21 protein-coding genes are annotated in these 20,648 nt (G+C 50.2%); 3 read left to right on the top strand and 18 right to left on the bottom strand.

Translation table 11 applies throughout. From position 1 onward, the window contains the following. Nucleotides 1-52 precede the first annotated feature (52 nt). The 16 genes from HMPREF1246_RS01295 to mraZ all read right to left on the bottom strand — a co-directional run bounded on the left by HMPREF1246_RS01295 (nt 53) and on the right by mraZ (nt 15,923). Nucleotides 53-1,240, bottom strand: coding sequence for a type II secretion system F family protein (locus HMPREF1246_RS01295; protein WP_009016438.1), 1,188 nt, complete (start codon nt 1,238-1,240; stop codon nt 53-55). Between the two features lie 328 nt (nt 1,241-1,568). Beyond that, nucleotides 1,569-2,036, bottom strand: a complete 468-nt coding sequence (gene nrdR / locus HMPREF1246_RS01290) for a transcriptional regulator NrdR (protein WP_009016211.1) — start codon at nt 2,034-2,036, stop codon at nt 1,569-1,571. Between the two features lie 23 nt (nt 2,037-2,059). Then, a complete protein-coding gene (gene ftsZ, locus HMPREF1246_RS01285) occupies nt 2,060-3,181 on the bottom strand; it encodes a cell division protein FtsZ (RefSeq protein ID WP_009016210.1) in 1,122 nt (373 codons plus the stop codon). 170 nt (nt 3,182-3,351) lie between these two features. Then, nucleotides 3,352-3,678 (bottom strand): small basic family protein, encoded by a 327-nt coding sequence (locus HMPREF1246_RS01280; protein ID WP_009016209.1) that lies wholly within the window; start codon nt 3,676-3,678, stop codon nt 3,352-3,354. Between the two features lies 1 nt (nt 3,679). Next, a complete protein-coding gene (locus HMPREF1246_RS01275; RefSeq protein WP_009016208.1) occupies nt 3,680-4,372 on the bottom strand; it encodes a DUF881 domain-containing protein in 693 nt (230 codons plus the stop codon). 15 nt (nt 4,373-4,387) lie between these two features. Further along, on the bottom strand, nt 4,388-5,248 hold the full coding sequence (locus tag HMPREF1246_RS01270) for a cell division protein FtsQ/DivIB (protein ID WP_009016207.1): 861 nt from the start codon (nt 5,246-5,248) through the stop codon (nt 4,388-4,390). 5 nt (nt 5,249-5,253) lie between these two features. Further along, entirely contained in the window at nt 5,254-6,192 is a 939-nt protein-coding gene (locus tag HMPREF1246_RS01265; protein ID WP_009016206.1) for a D-alanine--D-alanine ligase, read from the bottom strand. Continuing rightward, on the bottom strand, nt 6,189-7,580 hold the full coding sequence (murC, locus tag HMPREF1246_RS01260) for a UDP-N-acetylmuramate--L-alanine ligase (protein WP_021736486.1): 1,392 nt from the start codon (nt 7,578-7,580) through the stop codon (nt 6,189-6,191). Before murC ends, HMPREF1246_RS01265 begins: the two co-directional genes overlap by 4 nt. A 4-nt stretch (nt 7,581-7,584) precedes the next feature. Beyond that, the gene (gene murG, locus HMPREF1246_RS01255) at nt 7,585-8,700 is read right to left on the bottom strand and encodes an undecaprenyldiphospho-muramoylpentapeptide beta-N-acetylglucosaminyltransferase (protein WP_009016204.1); all 1,116 of its coding nucleotides are present in this window, start codon (nt 8,698-8,700) and stop codon (nt 7,585-7,587) included. Then, the gene (gene murD / locus HMPREF1246_RS01250; RefSeq protein WP_021736481.1) at nt 8,700-10,079 is read right to left on the bottom strand and encodes a UDP-N-acetylmuramoyl-L-alanine--D-glutamate ligase; all 1,380 of its coding nucleotides are present in this window, start codon (nt 10,077-10,079) and stop codon (nt 8,700-8,702) included. The genes murG and murD overlap by 1 nt, the downstream gene beginning before the upstream one ends. A 16-nt stretch (nt 10,080-10,095) precedes the next feature. Continuing rightward, complete coding sequence (gene mraY, locus HMPREF1246_RS01245; RefSeq protein ID WP_009016202.1) at nt 10,096-11,061, bottom strand: phospho-N-acetylmuramoyl-pentapeptide-transferase; 966 nt, start codon at nt 11,059-11,061, stop codon at nt 10,096-10,098. Next, nucleotides 11,058-12,437, bottom strand: a complete 1,380-nt coding sequence (gene murF, locus HMPREF1246_RS01240; protein ID WP_021736506.1) for a UDP-N-acetylmuramoyl-tripeptide--D-alanyl-D-alanine ligase — start codon at nt 12,435-12,437, stop codon at nt 11,058-11,060. The genes mraY and murF overlap by 4 nt, the downstream gene beginning before the upstream one ends. Beyond that, nucleotides 12,434-13,924 carry a UDP-N-acetylmuramoyl-L-alanyl-D-glutamate--2,6-diaminopimelate ligase gene (locus HMPREF1246_RS01235; protein ID WP_021736501.1) on the bottom strand — a complete coding sequence of 497 codons (1,491 nt, stop codon included), beginning with the start codon at nt 13,922-13,924 and terminating at the stop codon, nt 12,434-12,436. The genes murF and HMPREF1246_RS01235 overlap by 4 nt, the downstream gene beginning before the upstream one ends. Before the next feature lie 105 nt (nt 13,925-14,029). Continuing rightward, nucleotides 14,030-14,485: a cell division protein FtsL gene (locus tag HMPREF1246_RS01230; RefSeq protein ID WP_035224104.1), complete on the bottom strand. Its 456-nt coding sequence runs from the start codon at nt 14,483-14,485 to the stop codon at nt 14,030-14,032. 64 nt (nt 14,486-14,549) lie between these two features. Beyond that, entirely contained in the window at nt 14,550-15,479 is a 930-nt protein-coding gene (gene rsmH / locus HMPREF1246_RS01225; RefSeq protein WP_016459467.1) for a 16S rRNA (cytosine(1402)-N(4))-methyltransferase RsmH, read from the bottom strand. Between the two features lie 21 nt (nt 15,480-15,500). Further along, a complete protein-coding gene (mraZ, locus tag HMPREF1246_RS01220; RefSeq protein ID WP_016459466.1) occupies nt 15,501-15,923 on the bottom strand; it encodes a division/cell wall cluster transcriptional repressor MraZ in 423 nt (140 codons plus the stop codon). A gap of 130 nt (nt 15,924-16,053) precedes the next feature. Between mraZ and HMPREF1246_RS10470 the strand changes: the two genes are divergently transcribed. Next, nucleotides 16,054-16,194, top strand: coding sequence for a hypothetical protein (locus HMPREF1246_RS10470; RefSeq protein ID WP_155883600.1), 141 nt, complete (start codon nt 16,054-16,056; stop codon nt 16,192-16,194). A 142-nt stretch (nt 16,195-16,336) separates the two neighbouring features. Next, entirely contained in the window at nt 16,337-16,555 is a 219-nt protein-coding gene (locus HMPREF1246_RS01215; protein ID WP_021736499.1) for a DUF1858 domain-containing protein, read from the top strand. A gap of 905 nt (nt 16,556-17,460) precedes the next feature. On the opposite strand, the gene HMPREF1246_RS01210 is transcribed toward HMPREF1246_RS01215, so the two are convergent. Both HMPREF1246_RS01210 and garD read right to left on the bottom strand, forming a co-directional pair. Beyond that, nucleotides 17,461-17,700 carry a DUF1653 domain-containing protein gene (locus HMPREF1246_RS01210; protein ID WP_016459465.1) on the bottom strand — a complete coding sequence of 80 codons (240 nt, stop codon included), beginning with the start codon at nt 17,698-17,700 and terminating at the stop codon, nt 17,461-17,463. 93 nt (nt 17,701-17,793) lie between these two features. Then, nucleotides 17,794-19,314: a galactarate dehydratase gene (garD, locus tag HMPREF1246_RS01205; RefSeq protein WP_016459464.1), complete on the bottom strand. Its 1,521-nt coding sequence runs from the start codon at nt 19,312-19,314 to the stop codon at nt 17,794-17,796. A 299-nt stretch (nt 19,315-19,613) separates the two neighbouring features. Here garD and bioB point away from each other — a divergent pair, with 299 nt between their 5' ends. Continuing rightward, nucleotides 19,614-20,585 carry a biotin synthase BioB gene (gene bioB, locus HMPREF1246_RS01200; protein WP_009016193.1) on the top strand — a complete coding sequence of 324 codons (972 nt, stop codon included), beginning with the start codon at nt 19,614-19,616 and terminating at the stop codon, nt 20,583-20,585. Nucleotides 20,586-20,648: the final 63 nt, after the last annotated feature.

The raw sequence follows: 20,648 nt of genomic DNA, 5'->3' as shown, positions 1-20,648 counted from the left end.
TGATTTGATGACAACTGATATTCTTTAGCATGGTTCATTTCTCCTTTTTGTACTATATAGCTGTAGGCAGCCCATTCATAAGGCCCATTAGGGGGGACATGACCCCATAGAGGATAAGGACACTGACACCGGCCATAAAAACCAAAAGGATTGGTTCCATCAGACGCTTGACTGTCTTTAGGGTCAAGGTCAATTCCTCCATCAAGAGGCTTGAAGCCTCGCTAAGCATTTGCGGAAGGCGCCCGCTTTCTTCCCCCATGCTAAGAAGTTCCCTCGTCAGGGGTGAGATCAAAAGCGGCGCCGTAAGGGCTGCTTCCGAAAATGAATCACCGCTCGTCACTGCACGCAGGAGCTTTTGTCCTTCAAGACGCAACGGTCCTTTGGGCAAAAGGTTCCGTGCTTCTTCCAAGGCTTCATGGAGGGAAAGGTCGCTTTCAAGCAGAAGGGCCAATAATCCCACGAAGCGAACTTCCCAAAAGCGGCCATAAGCCCTCTGGCAGGGGGGAATGACAAGAAAAAGGCGAAGCCTGTAAGGGCGAATCCCATGGTGAAAAATAACAAGTCCCAACATGACAAAGACCAGTACTAAAGGATGATCTGTCAGGGTCCTCCGTAAGATCATCATCAGCGAAAGCCCGGTAGGAACAGAAAGATTGAGCTCTCCATAAAGACCAACAAATAGGGGCAGGATGGCGATGATGAAATAAAGGACGACGAGACCGCCTAGCCCCAGGACCAAGAGGGGATAAAAAAGGGCTCCCATCATTTCCTTCCAAAGCTCCCGTTTGCGGCGATAGGAATCAGATAGACGCAGACACAAAACGGAGGTCCTGCCGCTTTTTTCTCCCGCTTCCAAAAGGACTGGAGCCAAGGCCCCAATCGCCTGTTCGTACCGCAAAAGGGCCTTCGATAAGGATCTTCCCTTCTTCAGTTCCTCGCCGATTCGCCGACAGAGGAAGGCTACTTTCGCATTTCCCCGCAGTCCCATGATGTCCAAGGCTCGCAAGATGGGAATCTCACTTTTAAGCAGGATACCCAGTTCCTTGAAGAGCCGTTCCCGCTCTCCATCTGAAAAATGCTGCCTCGTTCCTTTCACTGAAAACCAATCTTCCTTAAGGGAGAGTATGCGGTCATGTTCCCCCTTAAGGACCTGTAAGGCTTCGCCTTTATGCTCCGCCAAAAGGACGCCGCTCATGATCGCCCCCTTTCCTGTCCGTACTTTGTAGCGGTATCGTTTCATGAGTCATTCCTCCTTTGCTCGTCTTCTTTATTCAAGATGGAGCCATTCATTCCTTGTTACCCCAGATAAATGTGCGTTTTCACGCTGCAACTGGAAAATAAAAGGACCGTCTTGACCTGCGCTGCTGTGCTAAAGCAAAAGGACCGAAAAGACGCAAAAGGGATGGCAGGTTAGTCATCAAGACCCTAGGAAAAGTGCCGCGAAAATAATAGAACCCTGGACCCTTGCGAAGGAAGAAAAAACTTTTACCGCAAAGGCGCACCTGTTCGGGCAAAAGGAAAAGAGCCATGAAGCATCTTGCTTCACAGCTCTTCCTCGGTTTCAGTAATTATTTTTTGTCGTCCATCTTGCTCAGCATGCCTTGGATTTCCTGCATAAAACTATTTACATCAGCAAATTGACGATAGACAGAAGCAAAGCGGACATAGGCAATCTGGTCAATCTTTTCCAGTGCCTTCATGACGGTTTCGCCAATGAGGGTCGATTTGACCTCACTTTCGCCCAAAGCCCTCAGGTCCCGTTCAATACCAGACGCGATGGACTGGATCTGTTCATAGGAGAAAGGTCTTTTTTCGAAAGCTTTCAGCAAGCCGTTGGTCAATTTTTGGCTGTCAAACAGTTCCCGGCGGCCATCTTTTTTGATGACCAGGAGCGGCGTTTCCTCGTATTTTTCGTAAGTCGTGAAACGGCGCCCACATTCCGGGCACTCCCGACGGCGTCTGATTGAAGTCCCGTTATCAACGGAACGGGAGTCAATGACACGGCTGTCAGCATAGGAACAGAATGGACATTTCATAAGCGTTACCTCAAAAGGATTCCTTATTTATTGCGGATCCAGGGCGGAATCTCCGAGCTCGGAGCGCCGAAGGAGCCAACCTTGCCAGCAGCTTCTTTTTCAGCAGCCTTGGTAAAACGGCTCTGCGGGGTTTCCGGTTTGGTGAAAGGAGCCGGTTTCGGAGCCTTGATGGAACCGCCATTGGTGTCATCAATCCCCGTGGCGATGACAGTGACACGGATGGTGTCACCCATGTTTTCGTCGATGGAAGCTCCAAAGATGATGGTGGCATCCGGATCAACGGCATCGGTGATGATTTTGCTGGCTTCGTTGACATCGATCAAGGACAGGTTCGGGCCGCCCGTGATGTTAAGGAGCACCCCTTTGGCACCGGAAATGGTACTGTCAAGCAGCGGGCTCTTGATGGCCGCTTCTGCAGCAGCGGCAGCGCCTTCTTCCCCATTGGAAGAGCCAATACCCATCATAGCAGAACCAGCATTGGACATAATGGTCTTCACATCATTGAAGTCAACGTTGATCAGACCAGGCACGCTGATGAGGTCACTAATGCCCTGGACACCCTGACGCAGGACGTCATCGGCAATCTTGAATGCATCAACCATGCTCGTACGGCGGTCCACAACTTGGAGAAGACGGTCGTTCGGGATGGTAATGAGGGCGTCAACCTTGCTCTTGAGGTTGGCAATGCCCTGTTCGGCAACATTATAGCGGCGGCGGCCTTCGAAAGTGAACGGTTTGGTGACAACACCAACAGTCAGGGCGCCAGCCTGTTTTGCGCATTCAGCCACGATGTGGGCAGCACCCGTGCCAGTACCACCGCCCATGCCGGCCGTAACAAAGACCATATCCGAACCTTTGAGGAGATCTGCCAGCTGGTCCTTATTTTCTTGGGCCGCTTTCTCACCGACTTCCGGATCGGCACCTGCGCCGAGTCCTCTCGTTACTTCTTCACCAATCTGGATCTTGGTGGGGGCCTTGCTGGTCATCAGTGCCTGTGCATCGCAGTTTACAGCCACGAATTCAACACCTTGCAGACCCGTATCGATCATGCGGTTTACGGCGTTGTTTCCGCCACCACCGACACCGATAACTTTGATTTTTTCCAGCGGCTGTTGCCCAGCCTGTTGCTTTTCCGCTTCAAACATCTCCATGGTCCTCCTCACATCGATTATCTGAATAGATTTAGATTGTAATCTTAAAAATATCCTGTACTATAGTATACCATTTGGCGCGCTTTATTTCACGCACTTTTACAAGAAAATTCAAGAAACCTTTCGCTTTTTGAGTTCTTTATTGGGAACCCCGATCTGAACTCCTACTTTTTCATGAATAGCCGGCGGATAATGGCAATGTTATTGAAGATCCGGAGGCCAAAGGCTAAAACGGCTACATAATAAAGGTCAATGCCTAATCTCATGCCAAAATAGCAGAGAAAAACAGCGAAAAGACCGTTTGCAAAAAAGCCACTAATGAAGACACTGCTGTCATAGGTTCCTTCTTTTACGGCACGAAGTCCGCCAAAACCAGCGTCAAGGGACGCCATAAAGGCAACGGCAACAAGCTTGCTGTAGACCTGGGGAAAGACCGGCAGGTAAGCACCCAGTGCAATACCTAGAGCTAGACCAAAGATGGCATAGACCATATCACTTCTCCTCCTTTGGTTTGGCAAACTCATAATGGCGGGTCCCTTCAAAGGCGGGAACCGTCACTTGGTCCTTTTTGATCACATCGACCGTAATCCCCCAGAACTTCAGCGTCTCGACCACACCGCCGCGCAGGCGCAGGGCACTTTCAAGTCGTTTGGGGTCGCCAATGGCACGGACCACATAAGGCGGTGAAAACCGTGTGTTGTTGACGGAAACGGTCGGTCCAGCACAGCGCACTTCCGAAATATCGAGGATGCGCTGATCGTTCAGGGAAATGGCTTCCGCGCCAGCTGCCCGCAATTCATTGAGGATACGCAGGAGGTCATCATCGTGGATGATGTAAAGGTTTGGGTCTTCCCCCTGTTTGGCCGGCACTTTGCTGTCATCCAAGGTCACTTCGACGCCGGGTCCCTGCATGGTCACTTCCCCTGCCCGCATCTTCATGGCAAAGGTTTCCTTGGGATCGCTGTTGCCTGCACCGGTTTCTTCCAGTTTCTTGACCCGTTCCTGAAGGGCCGTCTTTTCCTTTTCCGAAGTCTTGAGTTTCTCTACCAAATCCTCGGCCCGTTGCTGGTTGATATTATGGCTCCGCTGCATTTCGGCACTGCGAAACTGCGTGGAGACCATGATTCCGAGCACAAGGAAAACGAGAAACATGAAGAACTTCTCTTTTTTATCTTTATAAGCCATTAGAGCGTTCTCCTTCTACTCGAGCTTGACATAAGGCTGTTCATACGTAATATCGATATATTTACCCTTGAATTTCCGGTTCCCCATTTCCCGGCAGAGCATCACAAAGGTATCGATCTTTTTGTTGGCATTTTCCGCATCGCCAACGATAATGGGAAGGCTCCGGCGCAGATGGATAGTGATCTGCTTCCGCCCATCCATGGAAACTTCCGTAATCTGGTCCTGAATGGAAGGTTCCAAGCGGCCCAAAAACTGCAAGAGCCCCCTTACATCCTCATCTTCGATTTCGTCTCCTTCCATGAGGTTACCCCCATGATAGCCTGTCAATAGCGGTGCTGTCGCGTCAGGGATGCTGCTATGGACGGCAAGGACGTGTCCTGAATAGGAAACCTTAGCAAACTGCGGACCATCACATTCCACGTACAGGCCGGGCAGCCGTTCCGTGATATGGATATCAAAATACGTAGGAAAGGCAAAGGAAATGCTCGCTTTTTCAATGCGTACATCCTTTTCAAGATTCTGGATCAGCTGCTTTCGGTCAATATCAAGGACATTGATAGGTTCCCACAGGCCGCCTTCTTCCAAGACTTCTTCCCGCGTGACATAGGTGGCCCCTATGATGCGGATTTTCCCAATATGAAGACCCGGACGATGGATCAGGAACCAAAAGAGTCCAAAGGCAACCAAGAAGGCAAGGAGCGCGCTCACCACACGGGGGGAAAGACTGGGGAGCATGAGGGACGGCCTGAAATGCCAGTGTTTCTTTCGTTTTTTACCGGTCCGTCTTTCCCCAGCCTCCTTTCCTTTCCCCTTTTCATGAGGGGCAGGCGGCACGGGCGGGCGAAAAGGCTGCCGATTCCACTTTGGCGGTTCCATAGCAATTAGCCCAAATGAGCCGTCTCAAGGATCTTTTCACACAGATCCGGGAAAGACAGACCCATGGCCTTTGCTGCTTTTGGCACAAGGCTCGTTGCCGTCATGCCAGGAATGGTATTTACTTCAAGGCAGATGAAGTTGCCTTCTGCGTCAACCATTTCATCAACGCGGGCGACCCCACTGCAGCCAAGGGCCTTATAGGCCTTGACGGCTTCTTCTTGGAGCGCCTTTGTGAGGCATTCATCAAAAGGTGCTGGGCAGGTGTAGGTCGTGGCTCCCTTAGTATATTTATTGTGGTAGTCATAAAAGTCGACATGGGGCTCAATGAGGACAAGGGGCATCGCAATCGGGTTTCCACTGCTATCCATCATGACGCCCGCGGCCACTTCCTTACCCGTAAAGAAAGCTTCGGCAAGGACCAGTTTTCCATAGGAAAACGCTTCTTCAAGGGCCTTATCCAGGTCTTCTTCCTTTTTGACGATGGTCACGCCAATGCTCGAACCCTGTTCTGCCGGTTTGACGACGCAAGGAATTCCAAGCTTACGGATGATATCTTGTTTGGCCGTTTGTCTGTCTTTATCGGTTAGATAAAGGCAGTTAGCGGTCTTTACGCCGTTTGCTTCAAACATTCGCTTGGTGTAGAACTTATTCATGGCAATGGCGCTTGAAAGAACGCCCGACCCTGTGTAAGGAACGCCAAGCATTTCAAGGACGGCCTGCAGCCTTCCATCTTCTCCATAAAGACCGTGGACGGCATTAAAAACGACTTTAACTCCTGCATCCTCAATCTGGGAGGGGAAAAGGGACGGATCAAGGTCGATGGGTACCGCGTCATAACCTTTTTCCTTTAACGCTTCCACAATGGCCGAGCCTGTATTCAGAGATACTTCCCGCTCCTTGCTGGGGCCGCCCATAACAACGCCAATTCGTTTTGTCTTCATCATGCTTTATGACTCCCTTCCAATGCTTCCACAAGGCTTGCGCCCAGCTGATTGATACTGCCGGCACCGATGGTCATGACAAGGTCACCGGCGGCTGCATGATCCACAAGGTAGTTTTTTATGGATTCAAAACCGCTCATATAGCTCACATCCTGCCCCGTCGTCCGTTGGATGGTCTCAGCCAGCATCTTGCCTGAAATGCCGGGAATGGGATCCTCACTGGCAGCATAGATATCCGTCACAATGAGTTCATCAGCCTCCTTGAAAGCAACGGCAAATTCGTCAAGCAGGAGCTGTGTCCGCGTGTAACGGTGGGGCTGGAAAACAACAATCAGCCGTTTGGGCTGCGTCTGGCGCGCAGCTTTTAGCGTAACCTTGATTTCCGTAGGATGATGGGCATAATCATCGACGACCCAGATGCCGCGTACCCGTCCCTTGGTCTCAAAGCGCCGTTTAGCTCCCGTAAACTTTTCGAGGCTCCTAGAAATTTCTTCCACGGAAAGACCCAGTTCACGAGCCGCTGCCAAAGCGCCCAAGGCATTGAGGACATTATGCCGGCCCGGCACGATCAGATGGCCTTTTCCGATCTTTTTACCGCGGAAAAGGATATCATAGTGGGTGCCATCCTTACCATATTCGATATTTTCGGCGCGGTAGTCCGCATCCTTTGCGTCGATGCCATAGCTGATGACCTCGGTCGTGGTCTTTTCCCCGACGCGGCGCACCTTTTCATTATCATAGCAAAGAATGGCCTTGCCTTGTTCCTTGACTTGATCGACAAACTGCTGGAAGGCTTCCTGGATCTTTTCTTCCGTTCCATAATGGTCCAGATGGTCATTTTCAATATTTGTAATGACAGCCAAATAAGGACGGAACTTAAGGAAGGACCCATCGCTTTCGTCAGCTTCTGCTACGACATAATCGCTTTTGCCATTGACGGAGTTGGTTCCTAGATTATTGACCACGCCACCTACGACGACAGTCGGATCGATGCCGTTATCACAGGTAATAAGGCTCAGCATAGAACTTGTCGTTGTTTTTCCATGGGCACCGGCTACAGCAATGCCTTTATGCTTATTCATGAGATAAGCCAGGACGTCACTGCGATGAATGACAGGAACACCGCGCTTGTGAGCTTCCACCAGCTCTGGATTGTCTGGATGGATGGCCGTTGAAACGACAATGACCTCGGCTCGCTCAATCTGACAGGCAGCATGGCCGATAAAGACAAGGGCACCTTCTTTTGCGAGCTTGGTCGCCATGTCTCCCGGTTTTGCATCGGACCCAGAGACATGGAACCCGCGTTTAATGAGGACATTGGCAAGGGCACTCATGCCGGCGCCGCCAATGCCGATAAAATGAATGTTTTTGATCTGATCCAAATCGATCACGCTGTTATCCCTCCCTACCCTCACCGGTCATGGCAAGGGCTTCTGCGGCAATACGGTCCGCCGCATCCTTCTGTCCTGCTTTCAGGGCCCCCCGATGCATCATGTTCAAAAGATCGGGGTCCTTCAAAAGCCGTTCCATCACGTTATACAAAGTCTCTCCCGTAAGCTCCCTATCGAGAATGACTTCGGCTGCTCCCTGAGCCTTGAGGGCCCGGGCATTGTACTCCTGATGGTTCGCCGTTGCATAGGGATATGGAACAAGGATGGACGGGATGCCACGCGCCATGAGTTCCGCAAGGCCAATGGCCCCAGCCCGTGAAACCGCAAGATCGGCAACAGAAAGTGCAAGGGGCATTTCATGGAGATAATTCACAATGTGAAGATTGTCAGCCCCTTCAAGAAAGCTTCCCAAAGCCTCCAAATGGGCCTTGTAGCCTAAATCTCCCGTCGCGTGGAGAATCTGGATTCTTCGGTTTCCAGCAAGTTTCTTTTCCACATAGACCATACTTTCATTGATAGTCCGCGCTCCCCTTGACCCGCCAAAGACGAGGAGGGTCTTTTTCATGGGATCAAGGCCGAGCTTCTTATACCCTTCCTGCCGATCCGCTTCCGTGACATCTCGGCGAACTGGATTGCCTGTAACAATCATCTTAGCATGAGTGGAAAAATATTTTTCCGCATCCTTGTAACCCAAAAAGACCTTATCCACAAAATGGGAAAGGATCTTATTGGTCACGCCGGGCATGGCATTTTGTTCCTGGATTGCCGTAGGTACCCGTTTCATGGCGCCCCAAAAAAGGACAGGCCCGCAAACATAGCCGCCCGTGCCTATAACAAGATCAGGTTCGATTCGGTTCACCAGGTTGTAGGCGTCGCTCATTCCGCTGACCAGAGCCGCCGCGCTTTTGAGCGTTCCCACACCCAGATGGCGTTCAAACCCGGCGACGCGGATAAATTCCAACGGATATCCATATCGGGGAACAATATCCCTTTCGAGTCCCTTACGCGTCCCGACAAAGGTGATTTCCGCATCAGGGACCTTGTGCCGAATGGCATCAGCAATGGTCAGGGCCGGGTAGATATGGCCGCCCGTACCACCGCCAGCAATGAGGACCTTCATTATGCTTCCTCCCCTGCTTCCTTTTTGAGTGTATGGACAATGGACTTAAAGACACGTCCCCGTTCCGGGAAGTTTGCAAACATATCATAGGAAGAGCAGGCCGGCGACAGGAGCACAACCTGAGGCGGTTTGGCCATATCGTACGCTAGGCGCACAGCGTCTTCAAAGGAGCCATCACACATGACGATGTTCTTGACACCATTTTTTTTGGCCGCTTTTAAAAAACGCTGGCGAGCCTCTCCCAAAAGGATCAAGGCATCTGTTTTCCTAGCCGTCACCTGCATGAATTCCGTAAGGTCCGTCATCTTGTCATGACCACCGGCAAGAAGGATCACATGCCCTTCCTTGAAGGCTTCAAGGGCCTTCACAGCAGAATCAGTATTCGTTGCCTTGGAGTCGTTATAATACGGCACGCCCTTGATAGTCGTCACATATTCAAGACGGTGCTCCACCCCTTCAAAGGCTTTCAGGACCTTTTCCATATTTTCTACGGTGACGCCAGCAAAGTGGCAGCAAAGGATGGCTGCAAGAACGTTTTGCTCATTATGGGCGCCAAAAATTTTCAGATCGGACACCTTGCAGACCACATGCTTCGAGCCATCGACATCAAAGACAAAGTTTCCCTCTTCGATCCAGGCTCCCTTTTCAAGTTTTTCTTCGGTGCTGAAGAAAAAGACACGGCTTGCCGCGCGGGATGCAAGCTTACGATCAGGTTCATTGTCATAATTCAAGACCAGCACATCCTCTGCCGTTTGATGGGCAAAAATCTGAGCCTTGGCGTTGATGTAGTTTTCCATGTTGCCGTGCCGTTCAAAATGGTCAGGCGTGATATTGACGATACAGGCAATCTGCGGATGGAAGGTCGTCATTCCCTCGAGCTGGAAACTTGACAATTCAGCCGCCACATAGGATTCCGGTCCCATGTGTTCCAATTCCTTGGAAAGGGCATAGCCGATGTTGCCGGCAACCGTCGTCGGAACCGGCAGCGTTGCAAGCATCCGAGAAACAAGGGTCGTTGTTGTCGTCTTGCCGTTCGTTCCCGTAATGCCCACCCAGTGGCCTTTATAGAGGCGGCTTGCATATTCTGCTTCACCAATGATTTCGAGTTTCTCCTCGCGGGCTTTTTTTACGACATCTGTCGTAAAGGGGATCCCTGGGGAAATGATGAAAAGCTTGCTCTTTTTCAGATAGGGTCGGGGGTCTTCGGAAAAGACGATTTCCCCACCCCGTTTTTTCATATCCTCACGAAACGTTTGTTCCAAATCCTTTTGTTCATCATTATATAAAATTACTTTTTCGCCCTGGTCGAGTAGGACCTGGGACACGCCCTGGCCGCTGATGCCAGCGCCATAAACGAATACGAAATCATGTTGTGCCAAGATAGACGCCCCCTAGTTAAAATCGGTTTGTATAGATAAAAAATCCCACAAGGGAAAGAAGTAAGCTCAGCATACTGAACCGAGCAACGACCTTCGTTTCCTTCCAGCCGCCCAGCTCAAAATGGTGATGGATCGGTGTCATGCGAAAGACACGTTTACCGCCCGTCAGCTTAAAGTACGTTACCTGGATGATGACGGACAGGGTTTCCAAGACATAGACGCCGCCAATGATCACAAGCAGCAGTTCCGTATGGGACCCAATGGCCGCCGCAGCAACCGCTCCGCCAAGGGCAAGGGAACCGGTATCGCCCATGAAAACCTTGGCCGGATGATGATTATAGACCAAAAAGCCAAGGCAGCTGCCTACAATGGAAAGACTGAACAAACTGATGGAACGCTCGCCGGCCAAAAAGCCAATGGCCGAATAGGCCAGCATCACAAAGACGGTTACGCTGGCAGCAAGGCCGTCAAGGCCATCGGTCAGGTTTACGGCATTGGTGGTTCCTACAAGGAGCAGCAGGATAAAAAGAGCATACCCAGCCGTGCCAAGGTTGACGGTCACATTAAGGATGGGAATCCAAAGACGGGTACTTAGTACGTCACCGGGTAAAAATAGGTAGATACCAGCAACAAGGATCTGCAGGGCCATCTTCTGTTTGGACGTAAGCCCCAAATTGCGTTTAAAGAAAATCTTGAGGCCATCGTCAATAAATCCGATGAGTCCGTACCCCACAAAAAGCCAAAGGGCAAGGTACATGGTCCGGTCATGACCGTTCCATAAAAGGTTTGCTGCAATGACGGCCAGAATCATCATGATTCCACCCATGGTGGGCGTACCGCCTTTCTTGAGATGCTCCTTCGGGCCACATTCCCTGATGCTCTGTCCAAAATGCCATTTATGCAGTTCCGGAATCAGGAATTTTCCAATGAAAACGGTCAATGCAAACGCTGTCGCAAACTGCCAAAAGAACGTGATATTCATTTCTGGAGGCCTTCCTTCCCAAAAGCAAGGTCCGCAACCGTGTCAACTTCCATGGAATGGGAACCTTTAAGGAGGATCACGTCTCCAGTCTTCACAAGGTCCTTCAAGAGGGACGCAGCTTCAATTTTATCAGATGCATAATGGGCGGAAACGCCGGCCTTTTTTGCTTCCTCATAAATAAAGCGGGCCTCTTTCCCGTAGCAAATGACTTCCTCGATTCCATAGACTGCCGTCCAGCGTCCTACTTTGCGATGGCTTTCTTCGCTGACGCTCCCCAGTTCGAGCATATCGGCAAGGACGGCAATCTCTCTGCCATAGCCTTGGTTCTTCACCACTTCTTGAAGCGTTTCAAAAGCCACGGCCACGGAAGCGGGACTGGCGTTATAGGCATCATTGATGATGGTCTTATCGCCAAGGCGCAGGAATTCCTGCCGTTTCCCTGTCATCTTGATGTTTTGCAGGGATTCCGCAATGGCCGTATCAGGTACACCGTAAAGTTCCGCCATGGTGATGGACGCAAGAGCATTCATGACATTGTGGCGTCCCAGCATGGGCAGGGCCACCTTCTGTTTAGCGCCAGTGATCTTGCTTTCATAGGTAAAGCAGGTCACAAGGCCAATGGTCGTAATATCCCGTGCCCTTACATCACAGTCATGGTCGATGCCATAGGTCCGCACCGAGGCCCCGGTCCTCATGACAGACACGCGGGGGTCATCGGCATTGAGCACGGCCCAGTTGTCTTTCGTAAAGTCTTCCAGAATCTCACTTTTTGCCTTTGCAATGTTTTCCAAAGAGCCAAGAAGTTCCAAATGGGTTTCCCCCACATTGGTTATGATGGCGGCGTCAGGATAGGCAATCTGCTTCATCTCACGAATCTGTCCAAGACCGCGCATTCCCATTTCGACAACGGCTACTTCCGTATTGTCCTTGATGCGCAGGAGCGTCATAGGAAGGCCAATTTCGTTATTGAAGTTTGCCTGCGTCTTAACGACGTTGTAACGGGCAGCAAGAGCCGCTGCCGTCATATCCTTCGTACTCGTCTTTCCGTTCGACCCGGTAATGGCAATGACCTTGAGGTTCTTCTTGGAAAGTCGGTACGCTGAGGCAATCTCCTGATAGGCCTTAAGTGTGTCAGGCACGAGGATGCATTTTTGCGGCGCCACACCCGGATTATGATCTACGAGAGCGGCTGTAGCTCCTTTTTCAAGGGCGGCTGCCACATAATCATGACCATCAAACTTTTCACCCCGGAGTGCTACAAAGAGCGTCCCCGGCCCTATGCTTCTGGAATCAGTGGAAACATCAATAAAATCTACACTGTCAGGAAGAAGCGTCTTTGCCTGCGTTGCTTTTTTTATGAGATTGATTTTGATCATGCTCTGTTTCCCTTCCGGAAGAAGTCGCGAACAACTTCCCCATCATCAAAATGAATGGTCCGGTCCTTGAGGATCTGGTAGTTCTCATGACCTTTTCCGGCAATCATTATAACATCTTCCGGGCGTGCATGGGAGATAGCAAATTGAATTGCTTCCCGACGGTCGGAAATAGTATAGATTTCTTTATGCTGCGGATTGTCTGAAAAACCCGTCTCGATATCGCGAATGATGGTGTCCGGATCTTCACTGCGCGGGTTGTCGCTCGTAACAACAAGGATATCAGCAAGCTCCAGAGCCAGCTTTCCCATGATGGGACGCTTTTTGGCATCCCGGTCACCGCCGCAGCCGAAGACGGCCCACAATCTGCCCTTGGTGATCTGTCTTGCAGTCCTTAGGACATTGTCCAGACCGTCCGGCGTATGGGCATAGTCCACGATAACCGTAAAGGGCTGGCCTGCATCGATGAGCTGAAAGCGACCGGGCACACCGGCAAAATTGTCGAGGCCGCGGACAATATCATCATGCTTGAGGCCTTCCGCTAACGCAGCGCAGACCGCGGTCATGACGTTATAAACATTGAATTCCCCTGTAATGTGAAGCCTTAAGTCCATATTCCCTTCCGGCGTATGAAGGGACAGTTCCATATGTTTGGCCCCGACATGGAAGCGGATGGGATACACATCGTTGGTCCGTGCTTTGCCAAAGGTCATGACCTTTGTCTTCACGCGGTTCATGATCAGTGGGCTGGACGCGTCATCCATGTTGAAGATGGCCGTCTTTCCCTTTTTGCGGCCTTCATGGAGATGGGTAAAGAGCAGTGCCTTGGCCTCACGGTAATTTTCCATGGTCTTGTGGAAATCAAGATGGTCCTGGGTAATGTTTGTAAGGGCCGCCGTATCATATTCGATGCCGGCGACACGATTCAGGGCCAAGGCGTGGCTTGACACTTCCATTACGACATAATCACAGCCTGCATCTGCCATGCGGCAAAGGGTCCGCTGCAGATCCACCACGTCGGGCGTTGTATTGTGACTTGCTTCCACCTCATCGCCGATCATGATATTGATGGTTCCAATGAGCCCTACTTTATGGCCCGTATTAGTGAGCAAGGTTCGCAGGATATTGGTAGTTGTTGTCTTGCCGTTGGTCCCTGTAATGCCAATCATGCGCATCTTCTGAGCAGGATAATCATAAAACCACGGAGCAAGTTCCGTCATGGTTTCCTGTGTACTCTTCACACGGATCATGACAAGTCCCGGTACAGGCGGCACGTCCTTTTCCACAAGGACTGCCTCCGCCCCTAAGCTTGCTGCTTTTTCGATATAGGCATGACCATCTGTATGGACGCCAACAAGACAAATGAAGAGACTGCCCTTGCCTGCCGTCCGTGAATCAATCGTAAGGTTCGTAATGATTTTGTTTTTTGGGTCGCCTGTCACGGTACATCCCTTAATATGGGAAATCACGTCTTGAAGCGTTCTTTCCATAATAATTCCTCCTCAATGGTTACAAAATCGCTGCCACGTAAAAAGAGCAGCCAATGGTGGCTGCCTTTTTTCAGGATAAGCCCAATACAGCACGCCAAAGGAACCCTATTTTATTGGGGGCACGTTAATATTGACGTAGATATTTTCTCTCGCTGTATTGAGGCCTAATTTTTTACTGGCAATCGAAGCAATGCGGTTGGGGCTCTTGAGCCGGCTCACATCAATCCGAAGGGTTACATTCTTGTCGATGAGCGCCGCTTCCTGCTTCTTCATCTGGATCAGGTTATAGGATTGATCCATGACAACTTTTGCAAGAAAGGTATTGGCAGCTACTAATATTAACATGATTACGATAGAAAGTACAAATTTCTTGCTAGCAGCGGAAGCCACCTTGGACCGAGTTCGGCTTTTTTTGGCAGGCTCGTAGAAAGGTACCTCGTAAAGCGGTTCCTCTTGTGTTGCCGTATTTCCATAGTTATAAGCCGTATGATAGGCAAAGGTCCCATAGACCTTGTGTTTATTTTTAAGCATGGCAATGTCCCCTACTACTGATTCATTCATCCAGCGAGTACTCTCTCCCCGCTTTTCTTACGCATCAGGAATGGTCCTTTATAAGGTAAGGATCCTATATCTTGATGGCTCCGCGGAGCCGTGCGCTCCGAGCGCGAGGATTATCCTCCAATTCCGTTTCCGACGGAATAAATTCCTTCAGTTTCTTTAGTTCTGGTTTGTGCCCGCACACACAAACGGGCAGTTCCGGCGGACAGATGCAGCCTTTGGCCATTCGTTTGAAACTTTGCTTGATGATGCGGTCTTCCAAAGAATGAAAGGTAATGACGCCAATGCGTCCCCCTTTTTTAAGGTGTTTGACAGCCGTTTCCATTGTCGAATCAAGGATCTTCAGTTCATCATTGACTTCGATCCGAATCGCCTGAAAAGTCCGTTTGGCGGGGTGAGGTCCATCTTGACGGGCCTTTTTCGGAATGGCGGCCTTGATTACTGAAACAAGATCGCTTGTTGTGCGCAGCGGCTTTTCCTTTCGTTTTTCCACAATAAACTGGGCGATACGACGGCTCCAGCGTTCTTCCCCATACTTATAGATCAGGTCTGCCAAGTCTTCTTCCTTGTATGTATTCACCACGTCAGCAGCCGTCAGTTTTCCCTCCTGGTCCATCCTCATATCAAGAGGACCATCATGCATATAGGAAAACCCCCGTTCCGGCGTATCCAGCTGATAAGAAGAAACGCCGAGGTCAAAAAAGATGCCGTCCACTTCCTGTAGATTCAGTCCCTCAAGGATGGTTCCCAGGTTTCGGAAATTGGAATGAACAATCTTGACCTTGCACGCAGCATCCTCAAGACGTTTTGAGGCAGCCATAATGGCGTCTTCATCCTGATCGATGCCAATAAGGAGACCTTCCGGGTCCAATTCTTCAGCTATAGCATGGGAATGACCAGCACCGCCCAACGTGCAGTCGACGTAAATCCCTTTGGGATCGGTGACAATCCAGTCAACGCTTTCCCTTAGGAGCACACTTTTGTGTACAAAGTTCACCGTCATCCCTCTTTTCAGTCACTAAATTTCAAGATCTTCCACGATGGCGGCAACATCGCTTTCCACTTCACTGCTATAAGCTTCATACCGCTTGGTATCCCAGATTTCCGCCTTGGTCCCCGTACCGATAATGGTCGCCAAGCCCTCGATCTGGGCAAATTTGCGAAGCGTTTGCGGCAGAAGGATGCGGCCCTGTTTATCCGGTTCCACTTCCATGGAATTGCCAAAAAGGAAGCGGGAAACATCACGGGCTTTTTTCTTGGGGAGCGTCTGCTGAGCAAAGCTCTGCTGCAGACGATCCCAGGCATCCATGGGATAGACATCGATACAGCCATCGACTCCTTTGGTGATGACAAACGTCTTTCCCAATTCACTCCGGAGTTTGGCAGGAACAAAAAGACGGCCTTTGGCGTCTACACTATGTTCATATTCACCCATGAGCATGGCTGCAATTCCCACCTTTCTTTCCGAAATTCACCACTTTCCACCACTTTTCCCCATTATAAAGCACAATATCCAAAAAATCAATTCAATTAGGAGCGAAAAAGCCTGATTTTACCTAGGGTTTTCCCATGTGGGGGAAATCAAATTGGACAGCCAAAGAAGCAAAGAAACAAAAGCACAAGGTATTGTGGTTGGTATGAAAACAGGTACAATACCTTGTATGTTTGGTGGTTTCTATGAAATTTTTATATCACTTTATTTAGATATATGAAATTTTAACAAAAAGCCTCTTTTTTACCCTACCTAGGTATGGAACTTGTATTCTTTCCCTTCCATCTTTTTGGGAAGTATTGCATTCTTTGTACCTCTCCGATATAATGACTAGGATAAAAGAACAAGGAGGTTATCCTACCATGGAAAAAGTCACTGCAGATTCCCCGATTATCCTCACGGTGCAGCAGCATCCGGAGATCATCGAAATCTTCATGCAATATGGCCTCGGCTGTGTCGGCTGCATGGCCGCCAACTTTGAAACCATCGGCCAGGGCGCAGCTGCCCACGGGCTGGACGTCGATGCCCTCATTGCAGACATCAACGACTGCATCGCTGCTGCTGAAGGAGACAAGGAATAAGAAAATCGAGAGGAGTGATTTCTAAATAGAAATCACTCCTCTCACACCACCGTGCGTACCGTTCAAAGCGCGGCGGTTTCCTCATTTTCACATACTTATTTGTAATAGCTCGTCATGGATATATAACCAGGGCGGGCTATTTTTTTGTTCGTAAGGACCGAGCTCAGCATAAGCGCCGCTCTCCATGGTCCTTTTCGGCAATTTACCAGTTCATGCACTTTCCATTCTGGAATCGCGCAGTGGCGTATCATGCGGCACCTTGTTCGCACCTTCTTCCACTGTTTCCAGTAGATTGCCCAGGATTTTCCGCCGTATCCATGTGTCTACTTCCGTGAGCAGCTGTTTCATGTCTGCCAGCTTGAAATCATTGATCCATCCTTAGATGAACTGTTTCAGCCTGATGGACCTATCCTCATTCGAAGTTGGTTTGTTGCTGTCTAGAATGGCCCTCACCTTCTCCTTCATCTTTGCTGAGGATTTTGCATGCAAACGAAAACGAAGTTTCCCTTTCTGCCTGTAGAATCTACTCGGAGCAAAAATCGCTCCGATTCGATGCAGTTGCGTGTCATCATTGGCTTTAAAAAGATATATCTGATGCCAATGATGACATGTCCCGTCGCAAGAAGGTACGTACCACAATCTCATTTCTAAGACGTCCGAAAAAATGGAGCCCTTGGGCGGGCCGCTCCTTGGATTTTTTTCGGATGATGTAGGAAACCTTTTTCGCCTACGGTCCCTATCGGTCCATCTGCGTTGCCAGCCCAAAGAATAAGCCTCAAACCGAATGCATGTCTTGATTCAGTTTGAGGCTTTCCCTCTTTTATTCTTCTTTAGGTTTGATGCAGAATGCATCGAACCGTCCCTGTCGGGTCTTTTGCCTTACGCCGGTGCCAAGCGATTTTCTTCTACTTCCCAATCTTTTCAAACCGATATTTTTGCCTTACGTCAGGATACTTGACATGGTCCACTTCACTCATGAACATGTCGAGGGGGCGGCAGTAGATGCCGCCATCGCCATAAAGTGCTTTATAGACGCAGTACTGTTCCCGTGTTTCTGAATGGATGACGGGACAGGCAATGATTTCATAGCGTTTATTTTTAAAATGAAGCCAAGTTTCCCCAGCTTTAGGCAGTGCTCTTTCCATGGCTCTTTCCTCCTTTTTTCCATTGTAACACAGCAAATAGATGCAAAAAAAGCCCCTGCTCTCTATGAAATGGAGCAAGGGCTTCATTTTTTATCAGGTAATCGGGGCCGGATTAAAGATACATAGGTCGTTATGGAAGCCATACTGGTCGGAATAGGGGATTTTCGTCCCGCTTGCTACATCCAGGATATAATTGAAGATTTCCGTTCCGACTTCAGGAATGGTCTTCTCTCCCGTCGCAACGCCGCCAGCCGAGATATCGATGAGGTCAAACCAGTTGTCCTTCATTTCATTGCGGCTGCAGACTTTGATGACAGGAGCGATGGCAAGGCCATAAGGGGTGCCGCGGCCCGTCATGAAGACCTGCAGCCCAATGCCGCTTGCCAGCTGGCTCGGCCCGCAGACAATGTCACTTGCCGGGGTAGCGGCATAGATGAGTCCATGTTTGGTCGGTTTTTCAGCCGGCGACAGGACTTCCACAATGGGGCTTGTACCGCTTTTGGCGATGGAACCCATGGCTTTTTCCACGATATTGGCAAGGCCGCCTTTTTTATTGCCTGGCGTCGGGTTGGCATCGCGATCAACGCCGCCTTCAGCCAGATAATCATCATACCATTTCATTTCGGCAGCCAGTTTGTCCCTCACTTCCTTATTGACGCAGCGGGCGGCCAGCATATGGACACCGTCACGCACTTCCGTAACTTCGCTGAACATGACCGTGGCGCCGCCCTTAACAAGCATATCAGCAGCATACCCGGCACTGGGATTTGCCGTAAGGCCGGAGAAGGCGTCACTGCCGCCACACTGCATACCTACAACCAGTTCCGATAAAGGCAGGACTTCACGGTGCCGCTGATTGAGGCGTTGCAGTTTCCGTTCCGCCATTTCCATCAAGGCTTTCATCATGGCGTCATGCCCCTTGCAGTCCTGCAGGGTGAGACAGTTTTCAGCATTGATTTCATTCTCTTCAAGAAGCCGGTCATAGGTCAGTTTTTCGCAGCCCAGACCAACCAGCATGATTTCTCCACCAAAGTTCGGGTGACGGATAAGGTTCCTCACAGCACGAATGGGAATGACGGCAAGGGGGGCGTTGATAGCAACCCCACAGCCATAAGGATGGTTCACGGCAACAACGTCGTCAACGTGAGGGTATTTGGGCAAAAGTTCCTGTTTAATCTTCTGAACGGCTACGTTGACCACACCGGCAGCGCACTGGACAGTCGTCACAATACCGAGGATATTGCGCGTACCGGCAGGCCCGACGGTATTTTTATAACCCATCCATGTCGTGCGTGGCGGCGTGGGGAGTTCCTCCATCGGCACAATATGGGTCCCATATTCCATATGTTCTACGGAAGGACTTTGGGGCAGATTCAGCATATGTTCATTGATCCAGCTGCCGCAGGCAATGTCGTCCTTGGCATAACCGAGGACAACCCCGTAGCGGATAATTTCACCCCCTTTGGGTATATCCACAAGGGCCACCTTATGGGCTTGTGGAATGGGGTCACGGGTAACAACACCGGGCATGACTTCAACGTCCGTTTCCAGGTCATGGACGGCAATGGCAACATTATCGCGGTCCTTGACACGAATGACAAGAGGAGCTGTCATAAATAAACCTCCCTTTTTCCTTGGACAGGCTGCGCGGCAGCCCGTCATCTCTCTTGACTTCATTATAATTCAAGTTGTCGGACGATTACAATCACCCAGTATCTTCTAGTTTTTTAGTACTTTACTTAATTTAATTAAGTGATTTATGATATTTTCGTGATTTTATCACGATAATATCAATGAACTGATTTTCCACGGTTCCCTTTCATTTTATGTTAACCATAATTATTTAACCGTTGACTCTCGTTTTTCTTTTTCGTTATACTGATACCTGTACAATTAAGGGAGGTTATGAGACCATGTCAGATCAAACGATCAAAACCATGACACAATCCATCATCGATGGCTATCGCCTCAAGAAAGACGATGCCTTTGTTCAGGATATGCTGACCATGCCGCTTGCAGCACTTCAAGAAGGTGCCGGCGCCCTACAGCGCCATTTTTGCGGCAACCATGTTGATTTCTGCACCATCATCAATGCTCGAAGCGGACGCTGCGGCGAAAACTGCAAATACTGCGCCCAAGCTGCCTGCCATCACACAAGCTGTGAAGAATACGATTTTCTTGACGAAAAGACCATCATGGAAACGGCCAAAATGGACCAGGACGCCGGTGCCAACCGCTTTGCCATGGTCACGAGCGGCCGCGCCCTCACGGGAAAGGATTTCGATAAAGCGCTTTCCATCTACAAGGCCATGAAAAAAGACCTGACGATTGACCTCTGCGCGTCCCATGGCATCTTAAGCGAAGACCAGCTGCGCCGCCTTTTTGCGTCCGGCGTCACAAGCTACCATCATAACATTGAAACCAGCCGCCGCTTTTTCCCTCATATCTGCACGAGCCATACCTTCGATGACCGCATCCGCACCATCAAGGCCGCCCAGCGCGCGGGTTTCTGTGTTTGCTCCGGCGGCATCATCGGCATGGGAGAAACTTGGCAGGACCGCATCGATATGGCCTTTACCCTTCAAGAGCTCGGCATCGAGTCCATCCCCATCAATGCCCTTATGGCCATTCCCGGAACAGGGATGGAAGGCCGCCCTTCCCTTCCTGCCGAAGACATCCTGCGGACCATCGCCCTCTTCCGCTTCATTAACCCGACGGCAAACATCCGTCTTGCCGCAGGCCGGAAGCTGCTTCCTGATAACGGGGAATCGGCCCTGCTTCACGGTGCATCTGCTTCCATTACGGGAAATATGCTTACCACAAGCGGTACAACCATCAAAGAAGACATGGAAATGATTGCCCGCCTTGGCCTAGTCAACCACTGATCACATCATCCAAAAACAAAAAACTCCGTCCCCGAAGGGCGGAGTTTTTTTGTTTTTGGTGAG

This window comes from Acidaminococcus sp. BV3L6 (assembly GCF_000468835.1).
Lineage (GTDB): Bacteria > Bacillota > Negativicutes > Acidaminococcales > Acidaminococcaceae > Acidaminococcus > Acidaminococcus intestini.
This window is presented reverse-complemented; position numbering and strand designations above follow the sequence as displayed.

What these genes read in the sequence shown, in the direction of transcription:
- HMPREF1246_RS01210 (WP_016459465.1), bottom strand. Translation starts at nt 17,700, where the DNA reads ATGGAAAGAGCACTGCCTAAAGCTGGGGAAACTTGGCTTCATTTTAAA.
- HMPREF1246_RS01280 (WP_009016209.1), bottom strand. Translation starts at nt 3,678, where the DNA reads ATGGTCTATGCCATCTTTGGTCTAGCTCTAGGTATTGCACTGGGTGCT.
- HMPREF1246_RS01275 (WP_009016208.1), bottom strand. Translation starts at nt 4,372, where the DNA reads ATGGCTTATAAAGATAAAAAAGAGAAGTTCTTCATGTTTCTCGTTTTC.
- murG (WP_009016204.1), bottom strand. Translation starts at nt 8,700, where the DNA reads ATGAAGGTCCTCATTGCTGGCGGTGGTACGGGCGGCCATATCTACCCG.
- murF (WP_021736506.1), bottom strand. Translation starts at nt 12,437, where the DNA reads ATGATCAAAATCAATCTCATAAAAAAAGCAACGCAGGCAAAGACGCTT.
- HMPREF1246_RS01215 (WP_021736499.1), top strand. Translation starts at nt 16,337, where the DNA reads ATGGAAAAAGTCACTGCAGATTCCCCGATTATCCTCACGGTGCAGCAG.
- bioB (WP_009016193.1), top strand. Translation starts at nt 19,614, where the DNA reads ATGTCAGATCAAACGATCAAAACCATGACACAATCCATCATCGATGGC.
- HMPREF1246_RS01230 (WP_035224104.1), bottom strand. Translation starts at nt 14,485, where the DNA reads ATGAATGAATCAGTAGTAGGGGACATTGCCATGCTTAAAAATAAACAC.
- HMPREF1246_RS01295 (WP_009016438.1), bottom strand. Translation starts at nt 1,240, where the DNA reads ATGAAACGATACCGCTACAAAGTACGGACAGGAAAGGGGGCGATCATG.
- HMPREF1246_RS01265 (WP_009016206.1), bottom strand. Translation starts at nt 6,192, where the DNA reads ATGATGAAGACAAAACGAATTGGCGTTGTTATGGGCGGCCCCAGCAAG.
- mraZ (WP_016459466.1), bottom strand. Translation starts at nt 15,923, where the DNA reads ATGCTCATGGGTGAATATGAACATAGTGTAGACGCCAAAGGCCGTCTT.
- garD (WP_016459464.1), bottom strand. Translation starts at nt 19,314, where the DNA reads ATGACAGCTCCTCTTGTCATTCGTGTCAAGGACCGCGATAATGTTGCC.
- HMPREF1246_RS01270 (WP_009016207.1), bottom strand. Translation starts at nt 5,248, where the DNA reads ATGGAACCGCCAAAGTGGAATCGGCAGCCTTTTCGCCCGCCCGTGCCG.
- HMPREF1246_RS01235 (WP_021736501.1), bottom strand. Translation starts at nt 13,924, where the DNA reads ATGGAAAGAACGCTTCAAGACGTGATTTCCCATATTAAGGGATGTACC.
- nrdR (WP_009016211.1), bottom strand. Translation starts at nt 2,036, where the DNA reads ATGAAATGTCCATTCTGTTCCTATGCTGACAGCCGTGTCATTGACTCC.
- ftsZ (WP_009016210.1), bottom strand. Translation starts at nt 3,181, where the DNA reads ATGTTTGAAGCGGAAAAGCAACAGGCTGGGCAACAGCCGCTGGAAAAA.
- mraY (WP_009016202.1), bottom strand. Translation starts at nt 11,061, where the DNA reads ATGAATATCACGTTCTTTTGGCAGTTTGCGACAGCGTTTGCATTGACC.